We start from the raw sequence: 18,531 nt of genomic DNA, 5'->3' as shown, positions 1-18,531 counted from the left end.
GGATCAAGAAAATGTATAAAATCTTATTAGTTATGTTTTTGGTCGTACTGACAGGCTGTGAAACGGTTGAATCTGTACAGCAGGATGTCAGCGCGTTTAGCGATAATATTTTTTCCAGTTCGGGCAGTGAAGAGGATATCGTCAATGCATATGAAAAAGCACAGGAAGCTTATTCAGAGGCAAATAAGGTAAGAAAGCAAACTTCCTCACTAAATGCACAACAACGAAGCTTGTGGGCTGAGCTTGAAAGTGATTATCAAAAACTGGTTGCAAACCCTGACTCAGCAGTTGATAAAGAATCAATTTTTTCTGATGGCACATTGGCTGAAAATATCATGACGCAAAGCCTTGAGTTTATCGAATTGACGGCAAAAGCAGATTAATTATTAAGATTGCTTAAAAGTGGCAGGTGATTGTGTTAAAACAATCGCCTAGTTTACTTTTTAGCGACAACTATGACTGAACTTTACCACTGGTTTGATTTAATTGGCGTTGCCGTATTTGCAGTATCAGGCACGTTGATTGCGTATGATAAGAAAATGGATGGCTTTGGTGTTTTTGTACTCGCCACGGTAACGGCTATTGGTGGGGGAACAGTGCGTGATTTGATCTTGGATGTGCCTGTATTTTGGCTGCACGATCAAAGTTATTTTATTGCTATTTTTGCCGCGGTATTTATTACTGCTAGATTGATCAACAAGCAAAAATCGATTCCGCTTTACCATCTGCAAATTGCAGATGCATTTGGGTTAGCATTTTTCGCTGTGATGGGGACGCAAAAAGCGTTGTTAGCTGGCATGCCTGCGACCACTGCGATTATTATGGGAATTATTACAGGTTGTTTTGGCGGCATGATACGGGATGTATTAGCAGGCAATATCCCGATGTTGTTAAAAGGTGAGCTTTACGCCATTACGTGTATTGCTGGTGGGTTAGTTTACACTCAAAGTATTTCATTGAATGCGATGACTGAAATTGCGATGGTTTTGGCAATGCTAACAACCTTATTATTACGTCTTGCAGCAATGAAATGGCAACTTACACTACATATTTTTAAATATCCTGACTAGACTGTAATAAAAAGTACATTACAGGGACAATGGATGTGTCGTTAGCTCGTATTTATTCTCGTGCGCAGGTGGGAATTCAAGCGCCAGAGGTGATGGTTGAAGTTCACTTAGGTAATGGTTTGCCGGCATTTCATATTGTCGGTTTGCCAGAAGCTTCAGTTAAAGAATCAAAAGACAGAGTAAGAAGTGCGCTCGAAAACTCCCAATTTGGTTTTCCAGATCAAAGAATTACCGTTAACCTTGCGCCTGCAGATTTACCAAAAGATGGAGGTCGCTTTGATTTAGCTATAGCTGTGGGTATTTTGGTAGCCTCAGGACAAGTGGTTTGTAATGAATTAGAGCGCTATGAGTTTTATGGTGAGCTTGCGTTAAATGGCGAAGTAAGAGGTGTTAACGCTATTTTACCGTCGGTATTGGCTGCTAAGGAGCAAGGGCGTTGTTGTTTTCTGCCTGCTGTAAATGACAGTTTAGCCAGCTTAGTGAGTGGTGTGTCACGTAAAGCGGTCAACTCAATACAAGATGTGTGGAATGATTTGTTGAATCAGCAACCATTGCCATTGAACATTGAGTATGAAGAGCGTGTTCACAGTGCTCACTTTATTCATGATTTAAGTGATGTTAAAGGTCAGCCGGGGGCTAAAAGAGTACTAGAGATAGCTGCTGCTGGTGGCCATAATTTACTTTTTTTAGGACCCCCTGGTACGGGTAAGTCAATGCTTGCACAGCGTATGCCCACAATTATGCCAAGTATGTCTGATGAAGAGGCCCTCTCTAGTGCCGCGTTGTATTCAATCATTGGTCAATCAATCGACTTAACTAATTGGCGGAAAAGGCCGTTTCGTAGTCCTCATCATACCTGTTCAGCTGTAGCCTTAGTTGGGGGTTCTTCAAATCCTAAACCGGGTGAGATATCTCTGGCTCATAATGGTGTACTATTTTTAGATGAGCTACCTGAATTTGAACGAAAAGTATTGGACTCTCTGCGTGAGCCAATGGAAACCGGCACGGTGACTATTTCAAGGGCTGCACGGCAAATGGAGTTTCCGGCACAGTTTCAGCTTATTGCTGCTTTAAACCCAAGTCCCACAGGGTGCCATAATGATAAGCGGGCAACCCCAGATCAAGTTATGCGCTACTTATCACGAGTGTCAGGCCCTTTTATCGATCGGATTGATTTACAAATAGAACTACCTCGGTTGAGTAGCAATCAGTTACAAAGTACTGAGCCCGAAGAAAGTAGTGCACAGGTAAGGGCGCGGGTTGAAGTCGCTTATGACATCCAGTTGAATAGACAAGGTAAAGTAAATGCACGGCTTAATAACAAAGAAATGAGTAAATTCTGCGAATTAGCACCTGCGGAGTTACAGTTTTTAGCAAAAGCCAGTGAAAAACTGTCACTGTCACCACGCTCTTATCATCGTGTAATTAAGGTGGCGCGTACAATTAGTGATTTAAAAGGCAATGAAAATATAGGATTGGCAGAACTGAAGGAGGCGCTTAATTATCGCGCCTTTGAGCGTTTGATCTCGCATTTAACTCAATATTAGCGACTGGCTATCCTGCTTAAATTGATAGCATATACCCTTTACCGCGCACAGTTACGATGCGTTTTTGGTCTTTCTCATCACTCAGTTTTTTGCGTAAACGGCCAACGAGAACATCTACAGTACGATCGTTGGGGCTCCAATCAGGCTGGCCGATTTCTTCTGATATTTTTTCTCTAGGGGTCGCTTTACCTGCATTCGAAATTAAGCATATAAGGACTTTATGTTCTGCCTCAGTTAAACGCGATTCAATGCCATTTACTGTAATGAGTGTGCGATTATCTGGGTGAAGTTTAAAGTCTGCGTATTCAATAAACTCTTCACTTTCGTCATTATCATTATTGCCTTTTAATCTTTTGTGTAGGGCACGCATGCGTAACTCTAGTTCTAACAGATCAACTGGCTTGCAAATATAATCATCAGCGCCTTGGGCAAGGCCTGCAATTCTATCGGCTTGTGAATCGCGGCTTGAGAGCATAATAACACCGATATCAGTTAAGGTATTAAGCTCCTTAGCCAGATGAAGTCCATCACGCATAGGTAAAACAATATCAACAATGGCAAGTGAAATGGCACTATTGTTATGTTCACGTGATCTAACAATTTCAAGCGCTTGAGCACCTGTTGCATCATTTTCAATGTGAAATTCAGTCTGGGCAAAGTGTTTTATGATGCGTTTAACCAATAGCTCATCATCTTCAACCAGTAAAACATTAATAGTCATAGTATCTTAATTACCTGTATTGATATCTCCATATTAGCACTCATTAGCGCAAGGAGAGAACAACTGAAGTACTGTTTATGATAGTTTCTTTGCATAAACTCAAATAATAGGAAGAAAGCAAAGGTTTGTTTCCTTTCTTCCATATCTTATTATTTTTCAGGGTATAAGTATTGCCACCATTGTGGTTCATCTTTTAAATGCTTATCAAAATAGGCAAGCATTGTGCTCCACCAGTCAAAGCGTTTATCGCGAGCAAAAATTTGATGATCAGCACCTTTATATTCAATTAGATCAACATCTTTACCAAGAAGTTTTAGTGCAGTATACATGTTATGACTTTCGCCAACTGGCACGTTGGTGTCGGAGTCTCCATGCAGTAAAAGTAATGGTGTTGTTACTTTATCGGCATGAAAAACAGGGCTTCGTTGGCTATAAAGTTCACTGTTATTCCATGGGAAGCTACCTTTAGATGCTTCACCAGAATATAAATAGCCCCACCAACCTTGACCCCAATACGAGGTAATATTAGAAATACCTGCATGGGCAATAGACGCGCTAAACATATCGGTTTTAGTCGCTAATAACATGGTCATAAAGCCACCGTAGGATGCGCCTAAATTACCTAAACGATTTTTATCAATAAATGAGTACTGTTCAAGTAATGCCTGAGTGCCCTGCATAATGTCCTCAGCTGTATGCTCACCCCATGCATTGACGTGTTTAGCTGAGAATTCTTGACCAAACCCTGTTGCTCCAGTTGGTTGAACAACATAAACAACGTAGCCATTAGCTGCCCAAAAGTTAAATGGGTATCGACCAGTAAAGCCACGCGAAACCGGAGATGTACCACCATAATAATAGATCAAAGCTGGATGCTTTTTAGATTTATCCAGATTGGTTGGTAAATAAACGCGGCCTTTTATTTCAACGCCCTGTTTATTGGTGAAGTTAAACTCTTCAAGCGTTGGAATTTGCGTATTTGCATAGGCTAAAGGTTTAGAATCCCACAGTGTGCTTGCTCTATTTTTGCTGATCCTTAAATATTTTAATTGCTGTGGTGAAGAGGCTGTTGTACCACTTAATAAAATCGCTGGTGAGCGGTTTTTAGAAACACTAAATTGCTCTACAACGTCTAATTTAGTGTTTAGTTTGTTAAATCGGTTTTTACTTAAATCAAATAAATACAGTTGTTGGGTATCTTGCTCTGTGACTTTTACAACCGCATCACCGTTGTTAAGTACATTTATTTGACCTATAGCTGGGTCAAAGTTTTTGCTCAATGCTTTTGCTTTTTTACCATTAGAGTCAAGTAAGTACAGCTGTCCATCATAGTTATTGGCAAGCATATCTTTTGGAATGTTACGGCCTAAACCATTTTTAAAGTCAGGCCCTGCAATAACATAGATACCTTCATCGGTGTATTTAGCTTGATTAAAGGTTTTAAATTGACCTAAAACACTTTGCTTTGCTGTTGAAAGGGTTGTTTCAACTAGCTCTGTGATAGGGTGAGTCGACGCTTCCATAGCGTGAGCACTTCGGCTTAGCAAAACTGTGCCTTGTTCGCTGTTGAAGTCTTCTATGCTGTGGCTTAAAGGACCTTCAGTGATTGCTTTACTCAAACCTGAATTGATATCAAGAAGGTAAGCTTGTGAAGTAGTACGAGCATATGACCAACGATCTTGCAGGCCTCTATAGTGCTTGGTTAAACTGGTGTCGGTTTCAGGGTACTTAGACCAAGTAAAAATTAAACTATCGTTGTTATAAAACGCAAAGCCACTCGCGCCCTCTAAGTTCTCAGCTATAACATTAAGCGCTAAGTTTTTGCGATTTAATTGCTTTAGTTTACCGTCAATTAAGTACACAACATACTTGTTATCAGGGCTCCAAATTACATTACTTGGTTGGCCTGATTCAAAGCGATAAAGCACTGTGTTGTCTTGATCTTTAAGCACAGTTGTTATTTGTGCTTGATTGCCTGCGGCATCATTGTAAGAACGAGTGCTGGCTATATAGTGTTCTGCATCTGGTGACATTGACAACATACTTATCGTCGGCGCATCAAACAATTGCTTCGCAGAGAGAGTTTTACTCGCGTGCTGACTTATGGTGATTTTGTCATGTTCTGCCTTAGGCTCAAAATCCAGTGACACTTCATTCCAATTTGCGACTTGCTCTGCAATGATAAGAACCTGATGCTCGCCATTACTTAATGCCAGTTGGTAAGTATCATCTGTGGCAGATAGCTCTACGCCATCGATAAATAACGTGGCTTTTTCAATTCCACTAAGTTTAAGTGCACCTTCACTAAAACGTTTTGTGTGCATGGTAAATTTTAATGCTTGTATTCCACCGAGGGTAAGCGCATTAACACTACTCAATGCTTGCCATTTATGTTGCTCACCAAAGACTGAAATGTGAGAGCTATTAGCTTGTAAACTCGGGAGCAGGTTTTTAATAGCCGCATCATGATGGGGAGTTTGGTAAGGCTTTACTTGCATTTGTTCAGCCAAAGGGCCAACAAAAGCGATGTTATCCTTATCCAACACAGCAGCTCCAACAGAGCTCGCAACAGAATATAAAGCCAGTGCACTGAGTGCGTTTAACACACGTTTATTTGATATTTTTGCAGACAAATTTAAAGTCATTGCTAAGCCTTAGAACGATAATTTGGATAAATATATCATGTATTGGTAGGATGCTCATTAGTCCAACGATGAGAGTGATTCAATGACGTTATTAATTGTTTACATGTGTGTTGCTATTCTAATTTCATTCCTATGTTCAATTATGGAAGCTGTGTTATTAAGCATCACCCCAAGCTATGTTGCTCTGCTGCGTAAACAAAATCCAAAGCTAGCTAAATGTGTTGAAAAACTAAAGAAGAATGTAGATCAACCATTAGCAGCTATCTTAACTTTAAACACAGTTGCACATACCGCAGGTGCTGCTGGTGTGGGAGCGCAAGCTGCTGTTGTTTTCTCTGATGCCGCAGTAGGTATTGCATCAGCCATAATGACACTACTTGTATTGGTATTATCAGAAATAATTCCCAAAACACTCGGTGCTAATTATTGGCGTGCGTTGACCCCAGTGGTAGCACGAGGGCTGGTGTATTTAGTCATTCTATTAAAACCTTTTGTATGGTTTGCTGAAAAGCTAACGAATCTGATGGGACGTAACTATGATGAAGCGTTTTATATCCGACAAGAAATTGAAGCAATGGCTGATATTGGCACTGAGTCGGGCGCGCTACATCAGGAAGAGTCTGAAATTATTCGCAGTTTGCTGCACTTTAGGCATGCAACGCTTGATTCAATAATGACGCCGCGCACTGTATTATTTAAAGTACATAAAGATATTACAGTGCATCAATACTTGGCTGAACATGGGTCTTCGTCGTTTTCACGTGTGTTGGTTTACGATAAAGATGGCGATGATATTATTGGTTTTGTGCATAAAAACGACATTATGCTGGCATATCACCGACTGGGTGAAGACTACAAAATAAGTAAGTTAGTTAAACCTTTATATACCGTCCCAGAGACGCTTTATGTGCCTACATTACTGCACACTTTACTGGCACAACGAACGCATATTTGTTTGGTGATCGACGAATATGGTGATGTGCAGGGGATTGTAACCCTCGAAGACATGATTGAGTCATTAATGGGGCTTAATATTATGGATGAACGTGATCAATCTGCGGATATGCAAATGGTCGCTAAGCAACGCTGGCGACAGCGTTTAGCCAGTACTGACAAATTACTTAGTGAAGACGAAAATGACGATAAACAATAAAGTCAGTGTTAATTAGCGTCCTTAACCATTTGTAACCATGATTTTGCCCATACAGTGAATTCGGATCTTGATTTAGGCTTGCAAATTAAAAAGCCCTGCATCAAGATAAACTCTTTGAAGCGGTCTAAGTATTCGAGCTCTTCTATGCGCTCGATGCCTTCAGCAACAATCGTAATCCCTTCTTGTATGGCAATATTAACTAAGCTACTGGTAATGACTTGAGAGAATTGATCGGTTTCAATATGGCTAATTAATGTCCGATCAATTTTTACTTCACTAAAGGGCAGGGTTTTAAGTTGATTTACATTAGTGAAACCGATGCCGTAGTCATCTAAAGAAATATCAAAACCGCGAATTCTTAATCGATTTAAGGTTTCTAATTGGACGCTGCTACAGAGCGCGTGTTGTTCTGTTATTTCTAAAATTATTTCGCTAGGAGTTAAATCATTAAGCTTTAGGATGAGTGCTAGCTTATCGGGGCAGCTTAAATCTTCCAACTGGCAAGGCGACAAATTGAAAGCTAACTTAAACTTATAACCCAAGCATTCTTTTAACGCGATAAAATCTGTTGTGGCTTTTTCAAACAGCTGGAACGTGATCAAATTAATTAAATCAAGATCTTCAGCAACACTAATAAAGTGATCGGGTAATAACTGCTGCCCTTTTGCAGTGACAATACGCGCGAGCACTTCGACACTGGTGATTTTATTTTTGTAGCGGTTGACCTTTGGTTGATAAAAGGGGGTTATTTCATTGTGGCTAATGGCATGTAATAACTGTGATTCATCAATAGATTCAATAGGCTTTTCGATGTGCGAAGCTAAATGGTCTAGTTTTTTAAGTAACGTGTGCACTTGAGTGAGCTGCACGGGTTTTACTATGTTACCAATTAAGTGGGCATTACTTCTCTTAGCTAAGTCAGCGGCTAAATCAATGACTTTATGGTCCATTTCAGAAATAATAACAATTGCACCTGGATAATTCATATCGCCTAAGTGCCTAATAAGCTCCATTCCATCCATATCAGGCATATTAAGATCAGTAAAAACTGCGTCATATTTTAATGAGGCGTTTTTTACTTTATACAATGCCTCTTGCGCGCTTAAGCATGTTGTAATATTGGGGATTTCAAGTTCGTTTAAAATAGCTTCCATCACAACTAAAATAGCTTTGGAATCATCAACTACGAGAATATTTTTGGCTAATTTGGTCATCTTCACTCCCTGAATTAAAAGCATCTAATAGTATAAAAGTAGTTGCAAACCAAGAAAAAGTCAGCATTAAGGATAAAATAATTTCACAAATTAAAACCGAAAAATAGGTATACTAACGCCACTCTTTTTTAGGCTTTAAGTAATATGATTCAAATACAATTAACCCTTGCAGAGCAGGCATTTAGGTTAATGCTTGCAGAGCAAAAAATTGTACAAATTTTTCAATCTGATCAAGCAATTAGTTTTGATAACCCACGAACGCACTACGTCGAATTTGAGTTAGAGGGGAATCGAGTTGGTATAGATACCAGCGAAGTGCATGAGCAAATGCTACTACTGTATATTAATGACCACCTGGTACAAAAGCTCCCGATCCCTGAGGTACAAAAAACCAAGCCTAAGCAAGGACTGTTAGGTTTATTTGCCTTAGGCTTTAAAGTATTTAAAAGTGCTAAAGTAGTCAAAGTTGCACTAGCTGGGGCCTCAGTAGCTGGTTATGCATGGTTATTTACCTTTGAATTTGCCTTGATGCTCATTGCGTGTTTAGTCATTCACGAATACGGACATGTTCGTGCCATGCAGTACTTTGGTATAAAAACCAAAGGGATTTACTTAATTCCTTTTGTGGGTGGTCTTGCAGTATCAGATGAAAAGATTACCACCCGCTGGCAAGATGTGGTGATCTCTTTAATGGGGCCTGCGTTTGGTCTAATCACTTCCGTACTTGGCGTGGTGCTTTATTACGCCACAGAGATGGAAATATTTGCAGGTGTTGCAGTACTCAGTGCTTTACTTAACTTATTTAACTTACTGCCTATTTTACCGCTTGATGGCGGGCATGTACTAAAAAGCATCAGCTTTTCAATGCGTTCATGGGTTGGCTTAAGTATTTGTATTTTAGGTGTGTTATTTGGATTGTGGGTAAGTTACACGTTTGGTCTCATGCTTTTAGTATTTTTCTTATTTATTGGTGCGTTGGAAATAATGTTTGAATGGCGTGGACGCCACTACTCACATCTTGTGCCGCTGGATAAATACGGCCAAGGTTTCTCTGCAGCTATGTATGCATTGGTTGTAGCCGGCCATGTTGCAGTAATGATGCACTTTGCAGATTCAGAAAATCCAATATTAAGCTTACCGATGAAGATTTTATCAAGTTAATTTAGGGCAATTTAACTTGCAAAGCGCAACTACAGGCTGCGCTTTATTCCACTTTATTTAAGGATAAAAACTCAGCATAAACGATATAAACACGCCAGTTATAATTAACTGGACTAAACAAAAACCCATAATGTCTTTGGCTTTTAAACCTGCGATAGCTAGTACCGGTAAAGCCCAGAATGGTTGAATCAGGTTAGTCCAGGCATCACCCCACGCTACCGCCATGGCCACGCGGGGCATATCAGCGCCTAATGCCTCGGCAGCGGGTATAACAATGGGGGCTTGCACAGCCCATTGACCACCACCTGATGGTACAAATATATTCACCAGCCCTGCACTTAAAAAGCTCCAAAATGGTAATGAATCAGCGCTGGCGATTGCGATAAACCCTTGTGAAATCTGCTGTGCTAAACCGGTATCAACCATTATCGCCATTATGCCGGCATAAAACGGAAACTGAATGACAATACCTGCGCCGCTGGGAATAGCTTGTTGCAAGCTCGCTAGTAAGTTAGAGGGTGTTTGATGCAGTAAAATAGCGGCAAATAAAAACAGCCCTATCACACTGTTTAGATTAAGTGAGCCATTATTAAAAATAAAATAATACGTTAAATATGCAAGGCCAAGTAAGCCTGTGGTTATACCTAACACGCGGCTGTGTTCTATATGATCAGCTGGGCGGGTAAATGTGACTTCTTTATTTTTAGGCTCTATGAGTTTGTTTTTATCAACATACACACTGTCTTGATCATTAGGGAGCATAGCGCGGTTTACCAGCGGCATAATGATAAATAAGCCAACCACGATAGCGATATTAAAACTTGAGAATAACGTATCAGCAGTACTTATGACTCCCATGCTTTGCTCTGAAAAATGCCCCGTGGTGGCAATTGTCAAAGGTACAGAGCCTGCCAAACCACCATGCCAAACAATGAAACCAGAATATGCACTGGCCACTAATAATCTATAATCTACCTGTGTTTGCCTTGCTATTGCTTTGGCGAATAAAGCCCCTATTACTAGGCCAAATCCCCAGTTAAGCCAGCTTCCCAATAGTGCTACTAGTGTGACCCAAATAATAGCTTTGGCGGGAGTATTGGCAATACGGGCTAACTTAGCGAGTATTCGGCTAACAATAGGCGTGCTTGCTAGCATATAACCGGTGAGTAGTACCAATAGCATTTGCATGGCAAATTGTAGTAAGTTCCAAAAACCACTCCCCCAGGCATCGAGTACTTCTACTGGTGTTGCTGGAGTAGATAAACTCGCAATTACAAAGCTAAGCAGAGTCAATAGAATAACAAATATAAAAGGGTCGGGTAGGTAGCGCTCAACTAATTGAGTAAAGGGTTTGGCAACACGATTTAGCATAGTGAGAGAGTATTGTTGTTATGGTCACATAGTGCCAATTAAGCATGAAAGGTCTTAATTGGCAAGTAGGTCAATGTATTAGCTGCTTTTATCTAATACTGCTTTTAAGCGATTTTGAACCTCTTCAACAAGTAAGTCGGGTTGGAATTTAGATAAAAAGGCGTTACAGCCTACCTTTTCAACTAAGGCTTGGTTAAAGCTGCCGCTTAACGATGTATTTAGCACAACGTGTAAATTCTTCAGGCGGTCATCATTGCGAATTTCATGTGTTAAGCGATACCCATCCATTGCAGGCATTTCAGCATCAGTGATCACCATAAGTAAGTCTTGCTCTACGTTATCACCTCTATCAGCCCAGCTTTTCAACATATTTAATGCCTCAAGGCCATTTGTTGCGGGAATAATTTCAATGCCTAGCTGGGACAATGTATCGCTTACTTGTTTACGCGCAGTTGGGGAGTCGTCAGCATGTAAAATTTTACGGCCTGCGAATTCATCAACAATTGTTTTATCTAATACTTCATCCGATATGTGGATTTCATATTCAACAATTTCGGCCAGCACTTTTTCTACATCTATAATTTCAACGAGCTGCTCTTGCCCATCACGCTGAATTTTTGTCAGTGCAGTTAGGTAATGGTTTTTGCCAACTGATGTAGGGGGCGGCATGATATCTGACCATGTCATATTCATTATTTGGTCAACTTTACCGATTAAAAAGCCTTGCACAGTACGGTTATATTCGGTGATAACCAAATTACTGTCTTCGATATTTTTTGCAGCTGGCATGCAAATCGCCTGTCGTAAATCTATAACAGGAATAGATTCGCCGCGTATATTGGCAACCCCAGATATTTTAGGGTGAGCGTGGGGAATTATATTTAAGTGAGGAAGTTTCACAACCTCCTTAATTTTAAATACATTAAGCGCAAAAAGATGACGGCTATGTAAATAAAATAGCAACAGCTCAAGACGATTTTCGCCGACCAGCTGAGTTCGTTGATCTACAGAAGCTAATACACCCGACATAACACACCCGTCTTTGTAATTTATAAAACAAGTATAGCTTACACTGTTCTGCTTTAAAAAAGCAGCCTAGAAAATAATCTTCGCCTTTATACCTGCTTCAACCATTGCCATCATTTCGCCATTACAGTAACTTATCAAATAATTAATAGCAGAATTACCAAGTGTGGGCATGCCTTTTATATTTAAACGATTTTTTTTATTGGTAAGAAGTCACATTGATCAAGTTAGTTGGCAGGCGGTCGCTTTGGCTACTTTGATACACATGGCACTGACTTGGTTACTACTTATTTTTGCTGGTGAAGGGGCACTCACTCCAATCAGTACGTTTGTGTATTACTATATAGTAACAACATCAACGGTAGGGTATGGCGACTTTAGCGCCACTACGGATCTAGGGCGGTGGGTTGTTGCACTGGTACAAATCCCTTTTGGGTTAGCTTTATTTGGCGTTCTGTTGGGTAAAACAGGGCAAACAGTGACATATTTAATTAGGCGCGCTATGACAGGTGATAAAAACTTTTCGCATTTTAATAATCACATTATTATTTTTGGTTGGCACCAAACACGAACAAAAAAGATGATTGATTACATTTTAGCAGATCAAAAACGCACGCAAAGACGGATTTTATTAGCAGTGACAGAGCAAATGGAGCACCCATTTTTGACTAATGAACATGTCGACTTTGTTCGTTTAAGCAGTTTTACTGATTGCACACAACTTGAAAGAGTGGCTATCAGCCATGCGGATAAAGTGATTATTGATGGCCAAGATGATGATCAAACCTTTACCACGGCATTACGTATTAGCAAACTGGTTAAGGATGGAGGGCATATTAGTGCGCACTTTAACGATGAGAGCAAAGTCGAAATGCTATTAGAGCATTGCCACAATGTGGAATGCTCAAGTGCAAAGTCAGCAGAAATTTTAGTGCGTTCAATGCAAGACCCAGGCTCAAGCCGAGTGCAAGAAGAGCTGTTATCAACATTGCATGGTGATACACAATTTAGCTTAGTGATACCCGCTGATTTAGCGCAAATGGAATTTGGTAAATTGTTTCATCATTTTAAACATGATCATGATGCTATTTTACTCGGCGTTGCACACAACTTAAGTGCTAAAAATATGGATTTAAATCCGCCGCTCAATTACCCGGTAAATAGTGGCGATATACTTCATTACATAGCGATTGATCGAGTGTTAAGTAATGAGGTTGATTGGCAGAAGTTGACATAATAATGAGTGAAGTCGCGTTTCTAATTATTTTATTAAGCGCATATATTTTGCCTATAGTAATGGTATTAAACAGCAAACGAACGCAAGGACATGAAAAGAATGGCTGGTTAATCGGTATTATTTTCTTTTCATGGTTGGCGCTCGTTATGTACTTTGCCATCGTGCCTAAGCACGGTCACAAAAAGAAAGGCAGTAAGAAAAAAGCGAAAGGTTAGTGTGTCTATTAGCAGCCTTTCGTTTAGTAATTAATTGTTATGAGCACTTATTTTAATTGCTTAAGCTTATGGTCGATTAAAGGATCTTTAGGAGCAAGTTGTTGCGCGACTTCCAGTAATTTAATGGCGTCATTTGGATGTTCATCTTGATGGCTAATAGCTACATCAATCAGTGGTTGTACATCAATTTTGTCTTTTTGCTCTTGCATATGAGCCTGCTTTTCATCAATTAAAATGTTGTGTGCAGTACTGAGTAATTCAAGACGATGATTTGAGTGGGTATTAGCTTTGTTAAGACACTGATAGTAATCTTCTTTAAAGCGCAGCGTTCTAGTTTGTTGACGGAACAGGGCAATATCTATGGCTTGATGCCCGATAAAGTCTACCGCCACTTGTTTGTAGAAACCAAATTTATTTAGATAGCTGGCATGCGTGCCATGACCCATGCCAAACACCCGTAAGTGGGTCAATTGTGGGTAGCGCTTAGCGTGCATGCGGTCAATATGATTGGTGGGATCATAAATAATATAGCCTTTAGCGTGGCCTAAATCGAGGTCGTGGTAATCACTTTGCCAATCAAATTGTTGTGCTAAATCGGTACTGGAACGGTCGTCCCATGGAACCAAGCTTTTGTTCTTTGTACTGACAGGGTGAAAGAGCAATACTTCATTCAATTTTAGCAAGTTAGCAAATGCACCTACGGCAAAGCCACCACGACTAAGACCATATCCAATACGACGTTTAAAGGGGACTAGCAAGTCAGCAAGCTGTTCTAGGAAAAAGATTAAATTACGATTTCTAAACCAATTACTCTTACCTAAATGCTGAAAAGCAATAATGTTCACATTTTGCTTTTTTGCTAAGTTAAAGCCCCATGGAGAAAACGCTTCATGAAGGTCGTGCTCTTGATAATCAGTACCCGCTGGAGAAAAAGTAAATAACAGCGGTTTGTCGAGATCGGTGAAATGGTACTTAACAAATACGTCACCAAGTAAGTCCCCCCCGGCCATTGGTAGCTTACCTTGTTGCTCGTCGCGGGGATGAGTTAACCATTCATCAAGCCAATATAATAGTTTCATTTACACCCCCCATAAAAAATCGGGCGGTAGTGTAGCAAAATAACAAAGGTTTGAAAAATCGCTGTTAAACCATAACCTAACTACTTGCCATAGCGAGTATTTGTTGCCAGTCATTTGAAGACACGGGCATTACTGATAAGCGCCCCCCTTTTTTCAATGCAATGTCAGTGATGGCATCATTTGCTTTTATAGTTTTTAGGCTAACGAGACTCTTTAAGTGCTGCTTGTAGGTAACGTCAACCACAAACCAGCGCGGATTTTCAGCTGTGGCTTTTGCGTCATAATAATCACTACTTAAATCAAACTGAGTAGGATCGGGGTAGGCCTCGCGTGTAACAGTTGCTAATCCTGCGACACCAATATGTTTGCAGCTAGAATGATAAATCATCACTTGATCGCCCACCTTAACCTTGTCGCGCATAAAGTTGCGTGCTTGGTAGTTACGTACCCCTTCCCACATCGAGGTTTGTTTAGGTGCGTTTTTTAGGTCATCAATTGAGAATGCATCGGGTTCAGTTTTAAATAGCCAATAAGCCATTGTTATCTCCCTAAGATTTACATAATTATAGTCTATAGTATTATGTGAGCCTTGTCGGGATTGAGGATATACAAATGAGCCAAGTTTTAGATGATTTACTATCGTTATTAGCACTAGAAGAAATTGAACAAGGCTTGTATCGTGGGCAAAGCCAAGATTTAGGTTTTGGTGCTGTGTTTGGTGGCCAAGTTATGGGGCAAGCACTTTCTGCGGCTAAAGAAACACTACCGCAAGGACGTATTGTACACTCTCTGCATTCTTATTTTTTACGCCCAGGCGATGCCGCAAAGCCGATTGTTTATGACGTTGAAACGATTCGCGATGGCAAAAGTTTTAGCACCCGTCGTGTTAAAGCCATTCAATATGGTAAGCCTATCTTTTACATGACTGCTTCTTTTCAAGGTGTTGAAGAAGGGCTTTCACATCAAGCCACTATGCCTGATGTACCAGCACCCGAAGAGCTCAAATCATCGCTGGAATTCTATCAAGCAAATGCCAATCATATCCCTGAAGCTATCCGAAATAAATTTATTCGTGAAGTACCTATAGATATGCGCCCAGTGACATTTCACAATCCGTTTAAGCCGGAGGTGATGGAGCCGGTTAAACATATTTGGTTTAAAGCCAATGGCGATATGCCCGATGACCAGCGTATTCATAATTACTTATTGGCGTATGCGTCTGATTTTGAGTTTTTACCTACTGCGCTACAACCGCATGGCGTGTCATTTATGCAACCGAATATGCAGGTTGCTACCATTGACCATGCAATGTGGTTTCACCGCCCATTTAGATTGGATGACTGGATTTTATATACTATCGATAGCCCAAGTGCGAGTTCGGGGCGAGGTTTAGTGCGCGGGCAGTTTTTTGACCGCCAAGGAAATTTAGTCGCTTCAACAATCCAAGAAGGTGTAATGCGCCAGCGTTAAGAACGCTCAACCAATACGCTGAATTTAAGGTTAGGTGCAACAACACCTAACCCTATAAACTTTAGTTACTTTGGCTTTGTACAATATCAGTAATTGATTGCCAAATGCGTGCAGGCAACAATGCTTTTAGATGCATATAAACTTCACACAGCTCATTACTGCCTTGCAGTCCAGCATCTGACTCGCTAATAAGAGCTTGCTGTCGAAGATTACCAATAAAACCAATCAACACTTTCTTATCGAAAAACTCAGGGCTTTTAATGCCATGCAATGTACCTAATCGTTGAGCTAATACTTGGCTTTCACGCTCAAGCTCAGCACGATCAATCCCTTTACTTGTTTGAATAAAGCCAATGACGATAGCGTAACGTTGCAAAGTTAAACTAAGGGCACGACCCAACATCTCAAGTTTTGCTAGGCAGTCATTGCTGTTCGTAATTTTTATCTCATCACCACTTATTTCAATTAGCTCTTGATCAACAAAGCTTGCCAATATGCGAGAGATATAATTTTCGTCCAGTTCATTTAAAAACCACTCTTTAGCGAATAATGGATAGAAGCGACTGATCAACTCTTGGCATTGACTAAGTGTGGTTTTATGGCTTTTAAATATATGTAGTGCAAGTAAACTCGGCACGGCAAACACATGCAAAATGTTATTACGGTAGTAATTAAAGAGTGTTTTTTCTTTATCATTAATCGCTATGATTTCACCGAACTCATCACTTATTACATCAAATTTATTGAGCTTTAAAGCATGGTTTAATAATTGCTCTGCATTTTCATCAGGAGCACTAATTTTATCGCTATAGCTGGCACTTCTTTGCAGGTTTAAATAGAAGTTTAGCTGCGCTAATAGTTTTGGTTTGCTCAATGCTTGTTTGTCATTGACGAGTAAAATCATTGCCAATAAATTTACCGCGTTCAGTGCAGCTGCGCTGTTGATGTTTACCATTACTTTATCTGCTAAATTCGCAACTTGCGGACCGAGCCATTGTGGTTTTTGTACATCGGTAGGGTGAATTGACTCACGCCAATCAGGTTGATGCTCGTTTAGATATTGATTAACAGAAATAGGGTCGCCAAAATTTAAGTAGCCTCGGCCATAGTTCTTAAGGTTTTTAATCGCTTTAAATATACCAAATATAGACTCGCCTTTTTTATCATTGCCAGCCAGCTCTTTAAGATAGGTATTAATTTCCATTACGTGCTCGTAGCCAATATACACAGGCACTATGGAAATGGGGCGATCAATTCCGCGCATCATAGCTTGCAAAGTCATTGCCAGCATACCTGTTTTTGGCGGCAACAAGCGCCCAGTTCGGCTACGGCCGCCTTCAGTATAAAACTTAACTGAATACCCTTTAATAAATAGCTGGCTTAAATATTCTTTAAATACCGCAGAGTAAAGTTTATTGCCGGCAAAAGAGCGACGAATGAAAAACGCCCCACTGCGGCGGAATATGCCACCTGCCGGGAAAAAGTTAAGGTTAATACCTGCTGCTATATGCGGTGGTACTAAGCCTAAGTGGTAAATAGAGTAGGTAAGCAATAAATAATCCATATGGCTGCGATGACACGGCATGTAAATTATTTCATGGCCTTTATTGGTTAAATCATGCAGTTGCTCGGTATATTTTATATCAATACCGTTATACAGTTTATTCCAAAGCCAAGTAAGTACGCGGTCTGCAACTCTAATTGTGGCATCACTGTAGTTTGCGGCAATTTCATCAAGTAGTTTTAACGCATTTTGACGAGCTTGTTCATGGCTAATGTTCTTCTCTTTTGCTTCTGTTTGAATAGCTTTTTTGATGGTTGGTGAAGCGAGTAACGAACTAAATAGTTGTTCACGAGAGGGCATTTTTGGCCCCGTAGCCGCAAGTTTTTGCCGGCGAAAATGAACGCGCGCTACGCGCAGTAGTTTATGTGGTAGCTCATCAACATCCGCTTTTTCATTTACAAGCAACGATAAGTCGAGAGGTTGACTAAACCTTACGAAGTTATCACGCCCTGAGAACAACAGAACAAAAAACTTACGAAACCAGCTTGGTGTTAACGAATGAGATACTAAAGTCCCTAAACCTGGTTTTTCTTTACCAGGGTTGCGGCCCCATAAGATAGTGACAGGGATAACTTGTACGTTTTGCTCGTTACTGGCAATCAGCTGCTCAATAATTAGTTTGCCTTTTTGCAAGGCATCGGTTGGTTTTGCTTTATCACCAAATAATGGTGGTGGATTTTGCAGTCCTATAAAGCGGTCAAGCTCAGTACTACCTAATAACTGTTGCTCGGTTGGGTTGGGCAAGCCATGTTTTTTACAAACGCGAGCAAGTGCGGCTAGATCAGAGCGCGCATTGAGTTTAACAATATAAAAAGTGGGCGATGACGGGTCGAGATTATATTGTTCGATTGGGTTTTCAGGCAACACCTTACTTTTAACCAGTAAGCGGTTCATCACCATAGAGAAAAAGTTTAAACAATGACTAAAAATACGCATCAACTCACCAAAGTTAGAGGGTTAAAAAGCAAAATAAGCGCGGATAATACCAAGTTATAACTGGACTGACCATTAAGATAGTTATTACTCGTATCTATTATAGCCAATACTTCGTTGAGTTT

Annotated in this window: 16 protein-coding genes; 8 read left to right on the top strand and 8 right to left on the bottom strand. The window is 40.3% G+C overall.

All coding sequences use genetic code 11. The annotated features are described in order from the left end of the window. The first annotated feature begins 11 nt into the window (after positions 1–11). From ACHUE3_RS16455 to ACHUE3_RS16445, 3 genes are all read left to right on the top strand, one after another. Entirely contained in the window at positions 12–383 is a 372-nt protein-coding gene (locus tag ACHUE3_RS16455; protein WP_394193427.1) for a hypothetical protein, read from the top strand. A gap of 72 nt (positions 384–455) precedes the next feature. Then, positions 456–1,070 (top strand): trimeric intracellular cation channel family protein, encoded by a 615-nt coding sequence (locus ACHUE3_RS16450; protein ID WP_394193426.1) that lies wholly within the window; start codon positions 456–458, stop codon positions 1,068–1,070. 35 nt (positions 1,071–1,105) lie between these two features. Then, the gene (locus tag ACHUE3_RS16445; protein WP_394193425.1) at positions 1,106–2,617 is read left to right on the top strand and encodes a YifB family Mg chelatase-like AAA ATPase; all 1,512 of its coding nucleotides are present in this window, start codon (positions 1,106–1,108) and stop codon (positions 2,615–2,617) included. A 16-nt stretch (positions 2,618–2,633) separates the two neighbouring features. On the opposite strand, the gene ACHUE3_RS16440 is transcribed toward ACHUE3_RS16445, so the two are convergent. Together ACHUE3_RS16440 and ACHUE3_RS16435 are read right to left on the bottom strand one after the other, a co-directional pair. Beyond that, positions 2,634–3,338, bottom strand: coding sequence for a response regulator transcription factor (locus ACHUE3_RS16440; protein WP_394193424.1), 705 nt, complete (start codon positions 3,336–3,338; stop codon positions 2,634–2,636). A gap of 149 nt (positions 3,339–3,487) precedes the next feature. Beyond that, positions 3,488–5,983 carry an alpha/beta hydrolase family protein gene (locus ACHUE3_RS16435; protein ID WP_394193423.1) on the bottom strand — a complete coding sequence of 832 codons (2,496 nt, stop codon included), beginning with the start codon at positions 5,981–5,983 and terminating at the stop codon, positions 3,488–3,490. An 82-nt stretch (positions 5,984–6,065) separates the two neighbouring features. On the opposite strand from ACHUE3_RS16435, the gene ACHUE3_RS16430 reads away from it, so the two are divergent. Beyond that, on the top strand, positions 6,066–7,136 hold the full coding sequence (locus ACHUE3_RS16430; protein ID WP_394193422.1) for a hemolysin family protein: 1,071 nt from the start codon (positions 6,066–6,068) through the stop codon (positions 7,134–7,136). An 8-nt stretch (positions 7,137–7,144) separates the two neighbouring features. Here ACHUE3_RS16430 and ACHUE3_RS16425 read toward each other — a convergent pair whose 3' ends face one another. Further along, positions 7,145–8,350: an EAL domain-containing response regulator gene (locus ACHUE3_RS16425; protein ID WP_394193421.1), complete on the bottom strand. Its 1,206-nt coding sequence runs from the start codon at positions 8,348–8,350 to the stop codon at positions 7,145–7,147. A gap of 144 nt (positions 8,351–8,494) precedes the next feature. Between ACHUE3_RS16425 and ACHUE3_RS16420 the strand changes: the two genes are divergently transcribed. Further along, positions 8,495–9,511: a metalloprotease gene (locus ACHUE3_RS16420; protein ID WP_394193420.1), complete on the top strand. Its 1,017-nt coding sequence runs from the start codon at positions 8,495–8,497 to the stop codon at positions 9,509–9,511. Positions 9,512–9,568: 57 nt separating this feature from the next. Here the strand turns inward: ACHUE3_RS16420 and ACHUE3_RS16415 are convergent, their stop codons facing one another. Continuing rightward, positions 9,569–10,882, bottom strand: coding sequence for a short-chain fatty acid transporter (locus ACHUE3_RS16415; RefSeq protein WP_394193419.1), 1,314 nt, complete (start codon positions 10,880–10,882; stop codon positions 9,569–9,571). Positions 10,883–10,960: 78 nt separating this feature from the next. Then, positions 10,961–11,911 (bottom strand): chemotaxis protein CheV, encoded by a 951-nt coding sequence (locus ACHUE3_RS16410; protein WP_394193418.1) that lies wholly within the window; start codon positions 11,909–11,911, stop codon positions 10,961–10,963. 169 nt (positions 11,912–12,080) lie between these two features. Here ACHUE3_RS16410 and ACHUE3_RS16405 point away from each other — a divergent pair, with 169 nt between their 5' ends. Together ACHUE3_RS16405 and ACHUE3_RS16400 are read left to right on the top strand one after the other, a co-directional pair. After that, positions 12,081–13,145 (top strand): potassium channel family protein, encoded by a 1,065-nt coding sequence (locus tag ACHUE3_RS16405; protein WP_394193417.1) that lies wholly within the window; start codon positions 12,081–12,083, stop codon positions 13,143–13,145. A gap of 2 nt (positions 13,146–13,147) precedes the next feature. Next, complete coding sequence (locus ACHUE3_RS16400; RefSeq protein ID WP_394193416.1) at positions 13,148–13,360, top strand: hypothetical protein; 213 nt, start codon at positions 13,148–13,150, stop codon at positions 13,358–13,360. A 47-nt stretch (positions 13,361–13,407) separates the two neighbouring features. Here the strand turns inward: ACHUE3_RS16400 and ACHUE3_RS16395 are convergent, their stop codons facing one another. Next, positions 13,408–14,439 carry a cytosolic protein gene (locus ACHUE3_RS16395; RefSeq protein ID WP_394193415.1) on the bottom strand — a complete coding sequence of 344 codons (1,032 nt, stop codon included), beginning with the start codon at positions 14,437–14,439 and terminating at the stop codon, positions 13,408–13,410. Positions 14,440–14,515: 76 nt separating this feature from the next. Beyond that, the gene (locus ACHUE3_RS16390) at positions 14,516–14,977 is read right to left on the bottom strand and encodes an EVE domain-containing protein (RefSeq protein WP_394193414.1); all 462 of its coding nucleotides are present in this window, start codon (positions 14,975–14,977) and stop codon (positions 14,516–14,518) included. A 74-nt stretch (positions 14,978–15,051) separates the two neighbouring features. On the opposite strand from ACHUE3_RS16390, the gene tesB reads away from it, so the two are divergent. Then, entirely contained in the window at positions 15,052–15,909 is an 858-nt protein-coding gene (gene tesB, locus ACHUE3_RS16385; RefSeq protein WP_394193413.1) for an acyl-CoA thioesterase II, read from the top strand. Between the two features lie 61 nt (positions 15,910–15,970). On the opposite strand, the gene plsB is transcribed toward tesB, so the two are convergent. Continuing rightward, positions 15,971–18,409, bottom strand: coding sequence for a glycerol-3-phosphate 1-O-acyltransferase PlsB (gene plsB / locus ACHUE3_RS16380; RefSeq protein WP_394193412.1), 2,439 nt, complete (start codon positions 18,407–18,409; stop codon positions 15,971–15,973). Between the last annotated feature and the right edge of the window lie 122 nt (positions 18,410–18,531).

The organism is Pseudoalteromonas atlantica, from assembly GCF_043641955.1.
GTDB lineage: Bacteria > Pseudomonadota > Gammaproteobacteria > Enterobacterales > Alteromonadaceae > Pseudoalteromonas > Pseudoalteromonas atlantica_A.
Note: the sequence above shows the minus strand (reverse complement) of the source record. Positions and strands in the feature narration are given on the sequence as shown.

Bases quoted from the DNA above. Each gene is read 5' to 3' on its own strand.
- ACHUE3_RS16455 (WP_394193427.1), top strand. From the start codon at position 12: ATGTATAAAATCTTATTAGTTATGTTTTTGGTCGTACTGACAGGCTGT.
- ACHUE3_RS16450 (WP_394193426.1), top strand. From the start codon at position 456: ATGACTGAACTTTACCACTGGTTTGATTTAATTGGCGTTGCCGTATTT.
- ACHUE3_RS16440 (WP_394193424.1), bottom strand. From the start codon at position 3,338: ATGACTATTAATGTTTTACTGGTTGAAGATGATGAGCTATTGGTTAAA.
- ACHUE3_RS16435 (WP_394193423.1), bottom strand. From the start codon at position 5,983: ATGACTTTAAATTTGTCTGCAAAAATATCAAATAAACGTGTGTTAAAC.
- ACHUE3_RS16430 (WP_394193422.1), top strand. From the start codon at position 6,066: ATGACGTTATTAATTGTTTACATGTGTGTTGCTATTCTAATTTCATTC.
- ACHUE3_RS16425 (WP_394193421.1), bottom strand. From the start codon at position 8,350: ATGACCAAATTAGCCAAAAATATTCTCGTAGTTGATGATTCCAAAGCT.
- ACHUE3_RS16420 (WP_394193420.1), top strand. From the start codon at position 8,495: ATGATTCAAATACAATTAACCCTTGCAGAGCAGGCATTTAGGTTAATG.
- ACHUE3_RS16415 (WP_394193419.1), bottom strand. From the start codon at position 10,882: ATGCTAAATCGTGTTGCCAAACCCTTTACTCAATTAGTTGAGCGCTAC.
- ACHUE3_RS16410 (WP_394193418.1), bottom strand. From the start codon at position 11,911: ATGTCGGGTGTATTAGCTTCTGTAGATCAACGAACTCAGCTGGTCGGC.
- ACHUE3_RS16405 (WP_394193417.1), top strand. From the start codon at position 12,081: ATGCCTTTTATATTTAAACGATTTTTTTTATTGGTAAGAAGTCACATT.
- ACHUE3_RS16400 (WP_394193416.1), top strand. From the start codon at position 13,148: ATGAGTGAAGTCGCGTTTCTAATTATTTTATTAAGCGCATATATTTTG.
- ACHUE3_RS16395 (WP_394193415.1), bottom strand. From the start codon at position 14,439: ATGAAACTATTATATTGGCTTGATGAATGGTTAACTCATCCCCGCGAC.
- ACHUE3_RS16390 (WP_394193414.1), bottom strand. From the start codon at position 14,977: ATGGCTTATTGGCTATTTAAAACTGAACCCGATGCATTCTCAATTGAT.
- tesB (WP_394193413.1), top strand. From the start codon at position 15,052: ATGAGCCAAGTTTTAGATGATTTACTATCGTTATTAGCACTAGAAGAA.
- plsB (WP_394193412.1), bottom strand. From the start codon at position 18,409: ATGCGTATTTTTAGTCATTGTTTAAACTTTTTCTCTATGGTGATGAAC.